Here is a 13482-nt window from a genome sequence, read left to right as displayed (position 1 = left end):
TTATTGGTTTTTAAAGAAACGATATCTAACACCCAAAAGAAGTATTCTTCCTGGCTGTCCTGGCATTAGCGGATCTGTATAATCGAAAATATTATCTGCCGTAAATCTGACATTGAGATGATCATTCAATAATTGCTTATCAATACTTGCATTGATCAGCCAGTAATCTTTCACGAAAATGTCATATTTGTCAATAAATTGATTTCCGTTACGATCTCCAAATGGATACTTTCCTCTAAAATTCACTCTCAAGTTTGCATTAAGTTTCCATGGATTATTGCGATAGAAAATAGAAGAATTCGCCATATGACGGGAACGGTTTTCAATTCCCCAATAATCTGATGGTCGCGGCTTATACGAATTTCCAGTTGCTGGATCGTGAATATTCTGACTGTAAGGCCATTTTCCTGCTCTGATGCTATCTTTTATGCTAAGATCTTTAGCAATTAAGTATTGATAACCAGCACTTATTTCTAGATTTTTTATTGGGGTTAATTTTAGCGAAAGCTCAAAACCTTTATTGACAGCTTCTGGAAGATTTTGGTAGGTATAAATTATTCTGTTATTTGAGCCTGTAGCAACTTGAATACTATTAATCTGATTGGTTATTCTATGATAAAAACCACCTCCCTCTACTTTGAGTTTCTTTGAAGGTTCGAAAATCAATCCTGCATTATAAGAAGTACTTTTCTCAGCTTGTAAATTTCCAGCGGTCTGATCAAGAACATATTGTCTGATTTCGCTGATTTGTCCATCTTTTTGAAGTTGTTCTAAGGTTGGTGCTAGAACAGCATTTCCAATTACTAAATAATTGCTGTTTGAATTGTAAAACACTAAATAATTGGTTTTAAAATCTGGTGCTTTAAATCCAGTTCCAACACCTGTTTTAAAAGTTAATTTTGGACTAATAAAATACTGCAATCCAAAACTCGGATTTAATCTTCCTCCAAAATTATTAGTATGATCATAGCGTAATCCGCCAACTGCCTTTAGTTTCTCGAAAGGAGTCCATTCTCCCTGAACATAAGAAAACATAGTTTCTAGAGAATTTACACCATTGAGCGCAACATCATTCATATTTTCAACACTTCCTCCAAAACCGCCAACAAGCTGGTATGTATTATTACTGCTATAAGAAAACTGCTGTTCTAAACGATGAAGTGTCTGTTGAAAAACATCTTGACTTACCGAACTATTATTTTCCTGCCAAGCTACACTCATATCAGCAGTATAATACGTAAGGTAGTATCTTGTAATACTTCTAAATGCGCTATTAAAACGATGATCAAATGAAACCGAAAGATTTAAATCCTGCTCATCTTGATTATCTCCAGAAATATGGCCTAAACCAAAATCCTTTTCCATAAAAGAACGACGAAGACCATATCGTCCGCTCAAGCCGAGAAAACTCTTTTGGCTTATCTGATAACGCGATCTTCCTTGTAAGCTATAATTGTCGTAAGGTGGCGAAGTTGTTCCTTGTATGTATTTAGAATTGGTATTGTAACCATCTGTTCTGTAATAATTTGCTCGCAAGATTTACAGTGCCTTTATTTTCAAGAAAAGGCGTCTCTCCTTCCAATGTAGCATCAACAATATTCAGTGATCCATAACTTACTGAAGCCTGCATTTGCGGATCTACAACTCCATGTCTGGTAATAATATTTATAGTGCCGCCTAAAGCCTCACTTCCGTACAAACTCGAAGAAGCCCCTTTTATAATTTCTATACGTTCGATGTTGGAAACGCTAATTCTCGAAAGGTCAAAGTTGCCATTGTTTCTCCCCACCATTGGCTGACCATCGATTAACACCATAATATATTCACTTCCAAAACCCTGCATTTGCACGCCAACAGATCTAGCCCCACCGCTAATATTGTTTACAATAGCAATTCCTGTTTGTTCTTTTAAAACTTCATCGAGCCTTCTACTCCCCATAAGTTCAATTGTTTTACGATCGATTACAGTAACTGGCATAGCGCTATATCGTGCATTTACCAAGTTTTCAGGATTACTGCTTTCTTTAATGCGGCTCGTTACATTGACCTCTTTCAAATCGACTCCTTGTTCCATTTCGATTTGAATGGAATGAGCAACGCCATTTAAAGTAATTTTCTCAATGTAATCTTTATAGCCCATATTGCTTATTCGAATTGTATACGCTCCATTTGATAATCCTGAAAATGAAAAATGTCCTTTACTGTCAGTTACGGTGTTTTTAAAAGAAGGTTCTAAAATTACTGTAGCATGCGATAATGGATTTTTAGAATGAAAAACCAAACCGTTTATACTATTATTATTTTGCCCCAAAAGCATATTAACAAATAGTAAAATGAAACTCGTAATAATTGTATTGTAATGACCGTAAGTGCTTTTATTTTTCATTTATTTTTTGACTGATTTTTTCTTAAAAACCAGAATAACTATTCTTATTTAGACTGTGTAAAAATAGTAATTAATAATAAAGTAATAGTATTTTATTTACATATTTTTTAAAATCGCAGAATATATCGTAAATAATACCTAAACTAAAACTTTATAAAAAATAAATTAAATCACTAAAAAACAATATTTTAAATAGTAATTATAAATAAAACAAATTCAAGAAAAAAACTCAAGAAGAGAAAAAGATAGTGCGAAAAAATTAATATTATTTTTATTACGAATTTAAAAAATAGAAGTTTCCTTGCCTTATTTGAAATCTTAAGTCTTAAGAAAAAAAACAAAATAAACTATCATTTTTTATATGAGAAAACACAGAATAAACAACATTGAAATTTTGTTAATTTCTTATAGAATTAAGTAAGAACATTTGAGTTTTTATGATTAAATTGGTTGTATGAGAACAAATCCCGATGTACTTATTATTGGAGGCGGTCTTGCTGGTCTGGCAAGCGCTCTGCACTTATCTAAAAAAGGTTTGAGGGTAACTCTTATCGAAAAAAATACATATCCAAAGCATAAAGTTTGTGGAGAATATATCTCAAATGAAATTCTTCCTTATTTATTTTGGTTGGATATAGATGTTAGAGAACTCCATCCAACCAGCATTTCAAATTTTGAATTTGTTGCACAAAACGGTAAAACAGCAAAAACAAAACTTCCGCTTGGAGGTTTCGGAGTCAGCCGTTATGAATTGGATCATTTCTTATTTAAAAAAGCCGTCGATAATGGCTGTACTATTATTACAGAAAATGTCACTACTATTTCTTTTGAAAATGACATTTTCACCGTAACAACTTCTGAAGAAATTTTTTCAGCAAAAATAATTTTAGGCGCTTATGGCAAAAGATCAAATATTGATCAAGTTTTGTCAAGAGACTTTATTTCTAAAAAATCACCTTGGCTTGCCATAAAAGCGCATTACAAAGGGAAATTTGATGAAAGCCTCGTTGGTTTGTATAATTTTCAAGGCGGTTATTGCGGCGTTTCTAAAGTCGAAAACGACGTTATAAACATTTGCTATTTAGCCGATTTTGAAACTTTTAAAAAATACAAAAACATTGAAGAGTATCAAAAATCGGTACTTTATAAAAATAAGAAACTGAAAGCTATTTTCGAAAACAGCACTTCCCTATTCGAAAAGCCTTTAACTATAAGCCAGATTTCATTTGACAAAAAAGAATGTGTAGAAAATCATATTTTAATGATTGGAGATACCGCAGGATTGATTCATCCAATGTGCGGCAACGGAATGGCAATGGCGATCCATAGCGCTAAAATAGTCGCTGAACTAGTTCTTGATTTTTATTATGGAAAGATTGAAACCAGAAATGAATTTGAAAAAAAGTATATCAAAGAATGGAAAAAGCATTTTAGCAAGCGATTATTTTTTGGCAGACTATTATCAAATGCATTGACGCATAAAAATTTAACTCATATCATGACGACCATTGCGAGCATCGATTCCTGCATTACTTTCGTTCATTATAAAACAAACGCACGGCCGACCAATAACAATTGAATAAATGGGTGTAAACACTAAATATAGAACAGAAGAAATAGAGATAATGGATGATTTTTCGCTTGAAAGCGAAGAATTGATTGGCGCGTTAGATCAAATTGCTTCTATCAACCAATTGCTTGGAGGAAATAAACTGACGCTACATGGCATAAAAGAACTTTTAAAAAATAATGATATTTCAAAAACAATAATCATTGCTGATATTGGTTGCGGAAATGGAGATATGTTGCGAATGCTTGCTAAATACGGAAAAAAGCAAAATCTAAATTTTAAATTAATTGGTATCGACGCCAATGCTTTTACAATTGATTATGCCAAGAAACTTTCACAAGATTTTACAAATATTGACTATCTCTGTATGGATATTTTTAGCGAAGATTTTAATGAACTGAAATATGATATTGTTTTGTGTACGTTGACGTTGCATCATTTTACAACAGCGCAGATTGATAAAGTTATGAATGTTCTAAATAAAAATGCTTCGATTGGAATTGTTGTAAATGATCTTCATCGAAGCAAACTCGCTTATCGATTATTTGAATTGGTAAGTGTTATTTTCAATCTCAATAGAATGTCTCGTAATGATGGTTTGATTTCCATTTTAAAAGGATTCAAAAAAAGGAATTGGAGCATTTCTCCGAAAAACTAAATCTAAAAAACTATTCCATAAACTGGAAATGGGCGTTTCGCTACCAGTGGATAATTACTAAAATATGAGTGTAAAGATAATCACAGCTGTTAAGCGACTTCCGCAATATTCACGAACGACTGAAGAAATACTTCCGCTTGTAGATGTATGGCTTGAAGGTCAAGAAGAACGTTTTATTAAAAAAGTCAAAAAGATCTTTGAAGGCGCTTCTGTAGACAAACGTTATTCTATCATGGAACCTTCAGAGGTTTTTACCGCTACTTCATTCGAAGAAAAAAATGATATTTATAGTCGTGAAATGATTGTTCTTGGACATCAAGTTCTCGAAAAAGCATTAGAAAAAACTGGTTGGGATCCGCAGAGTTTAGATTACATTATTACCGTAAGCTGTACCGGAATTATGATTCCCTCGCTTGATGCTTATTTGATTAATAAAATGAAACTCAGACAAGATATTGTTCGTCTTCCTGTAACCGAAATGGGTTGTGCCGCAGGGATTTCGGGAATTATTTATGCCAAGAATTTTCTAAAATCGAATCCTGGAAAACGTGCGGCGGTAATTGCTGTAGAATCGCCAACGGCAACTTTTCAGTTAGATGATTTCTCCATGCCGAATATTGTCAGCGCTGCGATTTTTGGCGATGGTGCTGCTTGCTGTTTATTGTCTTCAAAAGAAGAAGATGCTGGTCCTGAAATTCTCGATGAACAAATGTATCATTTTTATGATGCTGAACATATGATGGGTTTCAAACTAACCAACGGCGGACTGCAAATGGTTCTCGATATTGAAGTTCCAGATACCATTGCTTCTCATTTTGGCGATATTATTCATCCTTTTTTGAAACAGAATAATTTAGAAATTAAAGATATTGATCACATGATTTTTCATCCCGGGGAAAAAAATCGTGACAACTGTTGAATCTCTTTTTGGAGGATTAGAGAAAAATATTGACGACACTAAAGAAATTCTTAAACAATACGGTAATATGTCGAGCGCTACGGTTTTGTATGTTTTAGAAAACATTATGAATCGAAATCCGAAAAAAGGAGAAAAAGGTTTAATGCTGAGTTTTGGCCCAGGATTTTCAGCACAAAGAGTTTTATTGCAATGGTAATTTGAAAGCTTATGAAATTAACAGATATCGTAAAACAACTTCCTTACAGTGAGCCCTTTTTATTTGTGGATGAATTGCTTCACGCAGATGAAAACGGTGTTATAGGAACTTATACCTACAAAGAAAATCTTGATTTTTACAAAGGCCATTTTAAAGATAATCCCGTTACTCCAGGCGTTATTCTAACTGAAACAATGGCGCAGATTGGAATGGTTTGCTTAGGAATATTTCTATTAGGAAATGAATTGGGAGAAAACACCATAATTGCTTTTACTTCTGCCGATATGGAATTTTTGAAACCTGTTTATCCAAATGAAAAAGTAACGGTAACTTCAGAAAAATTGTTTTTCCGTTTCGGAAAATTAAAATGTAATGCTGTAATGAAAAATGAAGCTGGACAAGAAGTTTGCCGAGGTGTTTTGGCTGGAATGATAACCAAGAAATTATGAAAAAGCGAGTTGTTATAACAGGACTTGGAGTTGCCGCGCCAAATGGTGTTGGCATTTCTGCGTTTAGTCGTGCACTGCAAAACGGCATTTCGGGTATTCGTCATGATTCTCAGTTAGAAGAATTGCAATTTTCTTGTCAGATTGCGGGTCAGCCTCAAATATCTGAGGAATTAAAAGCCCAGTATTTTACAGAACTCGAACTTCGCGGATTTAATAGCACCGGAATTTTATATGGTGTTATTGCAGGAATGGACGCTTGGAATAACGCAGGTTTGCCAATAAACGAAAATCCAGATTGGGACAGCGGAGCTATCTTCGGATCTGGAACTTCTGGAATTGATAAATTTCGCGAAAGCATTTATAAAATTGATGAACTGCAAGTTCGTAGATTAGGAAGTACAGTTGTGGCACAAACAATGAACAGCGGTATTAGCGCTTATCTTGGCGGTAAAATCGGATTGGGAAATCAGGTTACTACGAATTCTTCGGCTTGTACAACTGGAACCGAAGCTATTTTAATGGCTTACGACCGAATTCAATCTGGACAGGCAAAACGAATCTTGGCAGGAAGTACTTCTGATAGCGGGCCTTATATTTGGGCTGGATTTGACGCGATTCGTGTTTGTTCTTCCAAGTTTAATGACAATCCAGAAGAAGGTTCAAGACCTATGAGTGCTTCGGCAGCTGGATTTGTTCCAGGAAGCGGTGCTGGTGCTTTTATTATTGAAGATTTGGAAACTGCTTTAAAACGAAACGCAATCATTTATGCTGAAATTTTGGGTGGAAATGTCAATTCTGGCGGACAGCGCGACGGCGGAACGATGACGGCACCAAACAGTACAGCCGTTCAAAGATGCATTAAAACTGCTATCGAAAATGCAGGAATAACTCCGAATGAAATTGATGCTATAAACGGGCATTTAACAGCAACAACAAAAGACAGTTTAGAAATCGAAAACTGGACAAAAGCGTTAGAGAGAAATGGTTCTAATTTTCCGTACATTAATTCACTCAAAAGTCTAACTGGACATTGTTTAAGCGCATCTGGAAGCATTGAAAGTGTTGCCACAGTATTACAGCTTTATGAAGGTTTTTTGTTTGGAAATAAAAACTGCATTGATCTACATCCGGAAATTACTGCACTGATTGATTCGTCAAAAGTGCTCTTAGAAACAAAAATAACTAACCCAAAAATAATTGCAAAAGCCAGTTTTGGTTTTGGCGATGTAAACGCGTGCATATTATTTAAAAAATTCGAAAATTAAAATGGACAGACAAGAACTTACCGCAAGATTAAAAGTAATTATAAAGCCTTTTGTGACCAACATGGACGCCTATGACAACTTAACAGAAGAGACTGATTTTATAAAAGATTTAAATATAAATTCGGCAAACTTGGTTGATATTGTTCTTGATCTTGAAGAAAACTTCAATATTGTAATTGACAATATCGATATGGAAAGAATGCTAGATGTAAAAACAGCTTTAGAAATTATCGAAACTAAACTTGCCGAAAAAATGATTGGCAACGATATTATAGATCTCGCGCAGTCACGTATAGAAAGCAATTGGCAACGGAAAGGCTTTATAGAAAAGCTTTTTACGGCTGATGAACAATTGCTCATAAAAAATTATGCTGAACCAGAAATCATGGTTTGGCTTTTATGGAGTATGAAAGAGGCTGCGTACAAAATCTATAATCGCCATACCAAAATACGTGAATTCAGCCCGAAAAAGCTTTCTTGTTCATTAGACTCTTTGACTTCAAAAAATGCATCAGGAAGAGTAATTTGTGATAAAAGAATTTATCACACAAAAACAATTTTATCTTTAGAAAACATTCATACTATTGCTGTAGATAATAAGAAAAATATCAATAATGTGATTGAAGTTCAGAACCAAGAAATTGTAAAAGATGAAAATGGAATTCCGTATTTAAAAATTTTAAATTCACTTCAGGATATTTCAATCAGTCATCACGGAAGATTTCAGAAATGGGTAACTATTCGCCAATAAATCTATTATGCTCTCATTGTTTCTTTAGAAGAAATTCTCTCAAAACAACAGCATGATTTATTTCGGCATCTTTTGCACCATACAATAACGTAATGGATTGTTTCTCTGCAATTGCTCTTAAACGCTCAACATCTTCATTTTTCGTTTTTAATTCTTCTGTATATAATTTAGAAAAATCGGTAAAATGTTCTTTTTTATGATCGAACCACGTTCGCAATTTTGGCGAAGGCGCAATTTCTTTATCCCATTCATCCATTTTAAGATCAACTTTTTTTATTCCTCTCGGCCATAAACGATCTATTAGAATGCGATAAGTTCCATCATTCTCTTTAGAATCGTAAACTCTTTTAATCTGTATTGCTTTCATTTCTTACTTCATTTCTTTCAGAATACTTTCTGCTATTTTTGCATAATCATCGTTGAAGTGATGTGAGCCTGGAATTTCTATGGCTTTAATATTCGATTCTGCAAAACGTTTTCTGGTTTCTTGATCTTCTTCACTTCCGAAAAAACAAACCGGATTATAAGCTTTTATCTTCTTGATTTCCGAAATCACATCATAATTATCATTTGAACTTTCCATACTTAACATATCTGTAATATGAATTTCAAAATCAGCTTTTACATCTGGCGATAACGAGTAAACTCCTTTTAAACTTTCTTTTAAGTTTTCTGGAAAATTAGCCGCAACAAACGGAATAACAGATGCACCAAAAGAATAACCTACAAGAATAACCGATTTTTTATTCCATTGCAGACAAATAATGTTCTACTGCTTTTGATATAGCAATTGAAGTTTCTGATGGCGTTTTAGCATTCCAAAAATACTTCTGAGCATCAAGTCCAACAACTGCAATTCCTCTTTCCGCTAACGCTTCTCCAACAGATTGATCAAAACTTGTCCAGCCGCCATCACCAGAAATGACAAAAGCAATCGGAAGATTTTCATCTTTACTTTTTGTCGGAATCAATGTTAAAGGCATTTCAAAAGGCAGTGGTTCCAAATGCTGTTCTTTCAATAACGAATTCTGCTCTGATTTTTGTCTCGCATAATTGGGTGTATTCAGAATTTCTTTATAAGCATCTATAAACTGAGGAAGCCAATTTTTTGTAACCGAAAATCCGTGTCCAACTTTTTGAAGTGTAATTAATTTTCCTTGTTTAAGTCCGTCCATGTATTTTTTAGTATCTGCATAATTGCAAACCTGATCTGTTGTTCCTTGCAAAACAATAAAAGGAGCTGTAAGTTTTTCTGTTTTTTCTAGATAAAAGGCTTTTCCTTCTTTTAAAACATGAGAAGTTAGTCCAGAACCATCGCATAAAGTTCTGTCTGTTTCAATATCAGGACAAAACCCTAAAGCAATAGCTCCACTAAAAGTATTGGCAGGAGCTTGAGCCAGCATTCCATAAACGAGTGTAGCGCCAGAAGAATATCCTACTAATATGGGTTTAAAATATTGTTTTAGCTTTAATTTCTTTTGCAAAATCAAACTCAATTCTTCAAAATCGCCTGCTGGATAATAACATTTTGATTTTTCTTTTTTAATGTTTTTAAAATAATGCTGAATATCAATACCAGCCACCAAAGCTCCTTGATCTACAATATTTTTGGCCATATCTACTACTCCACTATTCCAGCCTCCGTCACCAGAAATAAACAGTACAACTGCATTTGGTGTCGCTTTGGGTTTATATATCGTTACTTTTCCAAATGAACCTACATTTATAGTGTCCAAGCTTGTCTGCAAAAATACTTTGACCAAAAACAAAAAGAAAAATTATTGCTATTTTATTCATCTTGATTCTTTTTAACGTTAAATTAAAACTGGTTTTCTTTACCATACATTATTATCGAAAGCGCAATAAAATATACATAGAGATTTAGCAGAAAGAGTCTTTGCCATAATCCTTTGTAAAGAGAAATGAAATTATTTTGATCTGAAGAAAAACGAAATGTAAAGAGTATCGTTGTAATAAGTCCGAAAACAAAAACAACCCATGAAAAAATATGAAACAGATATTTTCTTTGTGTTACAATAGCTTTACGTAAAATAAAAGGAAGCAGTAATGCCGCAATAACACCAATGCCACCGGCCAAACTATGCATCATAAAAGAATCAGTCATTCTTCCCTCGACTCTATCAGCTTTAAATAAACCAGAGCCAATACCTTCTCCCCAACCGTAGAGGATAATTAAAACAGAACCTAATTTTATAGCATTAGAGTTGTCATTAAATGCTTTTCCAAAAAAAATTCCAAAACCAATAAATATAATTCCAATGCAAATCCACCAAATCGAAATTATATTAGAAACAGGACTAATACTCGTCCCTAGCGAACTCATTGTATCTTTTAACTGATCATATCCAGCGTATCGGCTTCCTAATACAAACACGGCAATAAAATCGGAAATACAGGTAATGATACAAAGTATTGCCATTATTTTTGTCCAATTTAATTGTGCTGTTTTCATATTTTAAAAAAATTATGGTTTTACAACTTTATTAAGAACAATTGGAGCTTGAAGCAAATCGTAATCATGAGAATACACCAAGTATTTGTTGTGCCAAATGGGAGAAAATTTTTCCTTAAAATCTCGCAAACCTTTATAATGCGAAAAGAATTTGATTCTTTCGTAAGCAAACTTCATTGATTTTTCAGGAAAAGTATTCGCTTCCTCAATTCCGCTCATAGCGGCCAGTCCTAGATTTACAGCTTCACAATTTTGCGATTTTAAATAAGTGAAAAGTTCAATAAGAATAAAATCCATTATACCGTTTGGCGCATCGTTCGTTTTACGGATTAAATCGTAAGTTCCTTCATTTTCAGCATAATCGGGAATTACATTTAAGAAAGCAACAACTTTTTCTTCGGCGTTATCAACCGTAATAATCGTTTGCTGTTTAAGCTCTTCCCAATCAAATCTACCTTGAGAAAATATAATTTCGCTTCTTCCTGTACTGTCTAACCATTCATCGCTAACAGCTTTTATTTTTTGAAGCACTCCATCCTTTATTGGCGGCGAGTAAATAGTAGTTTTAAAGCCTTTTTCTTTGACTTTGCTTATTGCATTTCGCAACGATTTTTTTGCACCTCCTTCGAGTGTAAATAGCGATAAGTCTACAACTCCTTCTTGACCAATAAACAAACTCTTTTTTTGCAGTGAAGCAAACACATCTAAGTTTTCTTCGGACACGCGATAGTAGATGCTTCTTAGACCGTTTTCATAACAATAATCATCAAATTCTATTATACATTCTTTCATTTCGGCATTCGATTCTGCAACTGGATTTTCTAATACAACAGCAAAATTATCGGCAACACGATACGCTAAAAAAGCTTTCTGATTTTTGGCAATAAAAATGGTCTTGTCATCGTAGGTTTTAAAATAATCCAATGATGACGAACCATATTGCTTCAGAATAGCATTTGCTTGCAGAAAAATCTGCTTCTACAGCTTGTTTTTTAATTGTATACGGACGTATTAAAGCGTAAAGCAGAAATCCTAGAGAGAGAAATCCACAGATATTTATCGACAAAAGAAAACGTCTTGCAAAGCGGTCCAAAGGCACCAAATCTGAACTTCCGATCAAGAAATAATTTTGCAATGTATATCGTATCGATTGAAGCCAGTCAAAATCAATATTAAAATGTTTTTTGTCTAAGAAATAAAAGCCTAAAATACCATAAACTAAAACAGCTGAAATACTTATTAAAACCGTTTTTAAACCTAAACTCTGCAAATGCGAATTGCTCTTTATATAATATTCTTTTCTTGTCACTATTAAACTAACCAGAACAATAAGTGCAATTACAGCTTCTTCATAATCAATGGCTTTAGTAATATTTCCTATTACAGAAATGCCAGTAAGAAAAACTGAAAACCACCACGCAGTTCGCAAGCCTTTGAGCATAAAAGCCGCATTAACTAGCATAAATAAGCCTGCAGTTATTACAAAATAGTTGGAAACTTTGATTGCAGAAATGGGAATTATATCTTCTAAAACATCTAAACGCTCAGAAATAGCAGGCGTTAAAACAGATATGATATTGATTAATCCTAAAATAAAAATTAGAAAAGAAGGAATAATGCGCATTAATAATTTATTGGCACTGAATAAAAACAATGCTTGCTCCAGCCAGTAACGGAATCCAGAATTCGAAGAAGCGATAGAGAAAGGTAATTGCTATTGCATTAACATTCTGAAAACCAAATTGTATCAATATAAAACTCATTGATATTTCGATAGCTCCAAGTCCACGAAGAAAAGGCGAAACAATCAAGAATATAACCGAAATAATGTACCCCATTATCGCTGCGGTTAAAGATGGCGCAAATCCTAAAGCGATCATGGCGACATATAAATGCCCAATTCCGACAAACTCAATAATAGTGGAATAAACAACTACAAGCAAAAACTTATTTTTTATGATTCTGTTGTTTCTTAAATCCTCCATAAAGACCTCGGCAGAAGGAAAAAATCGAATAATAATAGTATAAATAAATCCTTTTTTTATAACCGAAACATAAACATAATACAGCATAATGCTTAATCCAGCAACTGCCGCAAACGCATACCATTCTCCAGAACCTGTCGTGCCTTGAAAAAAAGAATAAATTAAAGCAGGAATAGCAACTATAATAACAGAAAGGATACCGACAAAACCATAAACAATTGATGCAAAATGAATTTGAGTTGCTTTTACACCTTTCTTTTCGATTGGTTTAGTGAAAAAAGCTAAAGAAGAAATTCCGCCAGCAGGCAGGAAAACACTAACAAAGTTTCGTTTTAGAAAGAGAATAACGGCATCTTTAAATGAAATTTTGCTTTGTACGGCCAAAAAAGAGGCGTAATACATTAAAGCTTGCAATGTGATATAAATAGCGGCTAGAATAACACCAGATAATACCCAAAAAATGCTTGCATCTGCAATAACATTTTTGACTTCTTTTAATTCTGAATTTTCATGTTTGATAAACCATATTCCGATTCCGAGAAAGAAAATGGTAAAGATTGCTTGCCTAATAATTTTATCATTTTCGCGTATAAAAGAGATTCCTTTTTTTCTTTAAAAAAAACAAGAAATCGGTTAGAAATGGATTGTACTTTCATATTTCTATTATAGAATAATTTTAGCAATGAAAATAAATATCTTGTGTCGTATAAATTTACAATAATTATCTATCACTTATAACTTTACACAAATCTTTTTTAAGTAGCCAGAGAACCAATTATTAAGAAGATTCTCTATATTTGAATTGAATTATGTTCTAATTTTAATTCATT

General features: G+C 33.5%; 14 protein-coding genes and 2 pseudogenes. 7 read left to right on the top strand and 9 right to left on the bottom strand.

Annotated features, from left to right (window positions below; genetic code table 11):
• Both P5P87_RS02850 and P5P87_RS02845 read right to left on the bottom strand, forming a co-directional pair.
• Window positions 1-1536 (bottom strand): TonB-dependent receptor plug domain-containing protein, encoded by a 1536-nt coding sequence (locus P5P87_RS02850; RefSeq protein ID WP_278021492.1) that lies wholly within the window; start codon window positions 1534-1536, stop codon window positions 1-3.
• On the bottom strand, window positions 1490-2386 hold the full coding sequence (locus tag P5P87_RS02845; protein ID WP_278021491.1) for a TonB-dependent receptor plug domain-containing protein: 897 nt from the start codon (window positions 2384-2386) through the stop codon (window positions 1490-1492). The genes P5P87_RS02850 and P5P87_RS02845 overlap by 47 nt, the downstream gene beginning before the upstream one ends.
• A gap of 454 nt (window positions 2387-2840) precedes the next feature.
• On the opposite strand from P5P87_RS02845, the gene P5P87_RS02840 reads away from it, so the two are divergent.
• From P5P87_RS02840 to P5P87_RS02810, 7 genes and pseudogenes are all read left to right on the top strand, one after another.
• The gene (locus tag P5P87_RS02840) at window positions 2841-3965 is read left to right on the top strand and encodes an NAD(P)/FAD-dependent oxidoreductase (protein ID WP_340696626.1); all 1125 of its coding nucleotides are present in this window, start codon (window positions 2841-2843) and stop codon (window positions 3963-3965) included.
• Between the two features lie 4 nt (window positions 3966-3969).
• Window positions 3970-4614, top strand: a complete 645-nt coding sequence (locus tag P5P87_RS02835; RefSeq protein WP_340696625.1) for a methyltransferase domain-containing protein — start codon at window positions 3970-3972, stop codon at window positions 4612-4614.
• A gap of 64 nt (window positions 4615-4678) precedes the next feature.
• Window positions 4679-5729 (top strand): annotated as a pseudogene (locus tag P5P87_RS02830) (type III polyketide synthase).
• A gap of 11 nt (window positions 5730-5740) precedes the next feature.
• Entirely contained in the window at window positions 5741-6178 is a 438-nt protein-coding gene (locus tag P5P87_RS02825; RefSeq protein WP_278021490.1) for a 3-hydroxyacyl-ACP dehydratase FabZ family protein, read from the top strand.
• Window positions 6175-7443, top strand: coding sequence for a beta-ketoacyl-[acyl-carrier-protein] synthase family protein (locus P5P87_RS02820; protein WP_278021489.1), 1269 nt, complete (start codon window positions 6175-6177; stop codon window positions 7441-7443). The genes P5P87_RS02825 and P5P87_RS02820 overlap by 4 nt, the downstream gene beginning before the upstream one ends.
• A 1-nt stretch (window position 7444) precedes the next feature.
• Window positions 7445-7696: pseudogene (locus P5P87_RS02815) on the top strand (acyl carrier protein); the annotation flags it as partial.
• Complete coding sequence (locus tag P5P87_RS02810) at window positions 7697-8194, top strand: 4'-phosphopantetheinyl transferase superfamily protein (RefSeq protein WP_278022760.1); 498 nt, start codon at window positions 7697-7699, stop codon at window positions 8192-8194.
• 13 nt (window positions 8195-8207) lie between these two features.
• Here P5P87_RS02810 and P5P87_RS02805 read toward each other — a convergent pair whose 3' ends face one another.
• From P5P87_RS02805 to P5P87_RS02775, 7 genes are all read right to left on the bottom strand, one after another.
• Window positions 8208-8561: a DUF488 domain-containing protein gene (locus tag P5P87_RS02805; protein WP_278021488.1), complete on the bottom strand. Its 354-nt coding sequence runs from the start codon at window positions 8559-8561 to the stop codon at window positions 8208-8210.
• A gap of 3 nt (window positions 8562-8564) precedes the next feature.
• The gene (locus P5P87_RS02800) at window positions 8565-8894 is read right to left on the bottom strand and encodes an AcvB/VirJ family lysyl-phosphatidylglycerol hydrolase (protein ID WP_278022759.1); all 330 of its coding nucleotides are present in this window, start codon (window positions 8892-8894) and stop codon (window positions 8565-8567) included.
• 43 nt (window positions 8895-8937) lie between these two features.
• On the bottom strand, window positions 8938-9942 hold the full coding sequence (locus P5P87_RS02795) for an AcvB/VirJ family lysyl-phosphatidylglycerol hydrolase (RefSeq protein ID WP_278021487.1): 1005 nt from the start codon (window positions 9940-9942) through the stop codon (window positions 8938-8940).
• 71 nt (window positions 9943-10013) lie between these two features.
• Complete coding sequence (locus tag P5P87_RS02790) at window positions 10014-10667, bottom strand: DUF998 domain-containing protein (protein ID WP_278021486.1); 654 nt, start codon at window positions 10665-10667, stop codon at window positions 10014-10016.
• A 12-nt stretch (window positions 10668-10679) separates the two neighbouring features.
• Window positions 10680-11591: a phosphatidylglycerol lysyltransferase domain-containing protein gene (locus P5P87_RS02785; protein ID WP_278021485.1), complete on the bottom strand. Its 912-nt coding sequence runs from the start codon at window positions 11589-11591 to the stop codon at window positions 10680-10682.
• Window positions 11578-12291, bottom strand: coding sequence for a potassium channel family protein (locus P5P87_RS02780; protein WP_278021484.1), 714 nt, complete (start codon window positions 12289-12291; stop codon window positions 11578-11580). The genes P5P87_RS02785 and P5P87_RS02780 overlap by 14 nt, the downstream gene beginning before the upstream one ends.
• A 7-nt stretch (window positions 12292-12298) precedes the next feature.
• A complete protein-coding gene (locus P5P87_RS02775; protein ID WP_278022758.1) occupies window positions 12299-13171 on the bottom strand; it encodes a lysylphosphatidylglycerol synthase domain-containing protein in 873 nt (290 codons plus the stop codon).
• Window positions 13172-13482: the final 311 nt, after the last annotated feature.

Source organism: Flavobacterium ginsengisoli (assembly GCF_029625315.1).
GTDB classification, from domain to species: Bacteria; Bacteroidota; Bacteroidia; order Flavobacteriales; family Flavobacteriaceae; genus Flavobacterium; species Flavobacterium ginsengisoli.
This window is presented reverse-complemented; position numbering and strand designations above follow the sequence as displayed.

Coding starts and splice junctions, on each gene's coding strand:
- P5P87_RS02825 (WP_278021490.1), top strand. CDS start 5,741: ATGAAATTAACAGATATCGTAAAACAACTTCCTTACAGTGAGCCCTTT.
- P5P87_RS02840 (WP_340696626.1), top strand. CDS start 2,841: ATGAGAACAAATCCCGATGTACTTATTATTGGAGGCGGTCTTGCTGGT.
- P5P87_RS02845 (WP_278021491.1), bottom strand. CDS start 2,386: ATGAAAAATAAAAGCACTTACGGTCATTACAATACAATTATTACGAGT.
- P5P87_RS02790 (WP_278021486.1), bottom strand. CDS start 10,667: ATGAAAACAGCACAATTAAATTGGACAAAAATAATGGCAATACTTTGT.
- P5P87_RS02835 (WP_340696625.1), top strand. CDS start 3,970: ATGGGTGTAAACACTAAATATAGAACAGAAGAAATAGAGATAATGGAT.
- P5P87_RS02780 (WP_278021484.1), bottom strand. CDS start 12,291: ATGCGCATTATTCCTTCTTTTCTAATTTTTATTTTAGGATTAATCAAT.
- P5P87_RS02805 (WP_278021488.1), bottom strand. CDS start 8,561: ATGAAAGCAATACAGATTAAAAGAGTTTACGATTCTAAAGAGAATGAT.
- P5P87_RS02810 (WP_278022760.1), top strand. CDS start 7,697: ATGATTGGCAACGATATTATAGATCTCGCGCAGTCACGTATAGAAAGC.
- P5P87_RS02820 (WP_278021489.1), top strand. CDS start 6,175: ATGAAAAAGCGAGTTGTTATAACAGGACTTGGAGTTGCCGCGCCAAAT.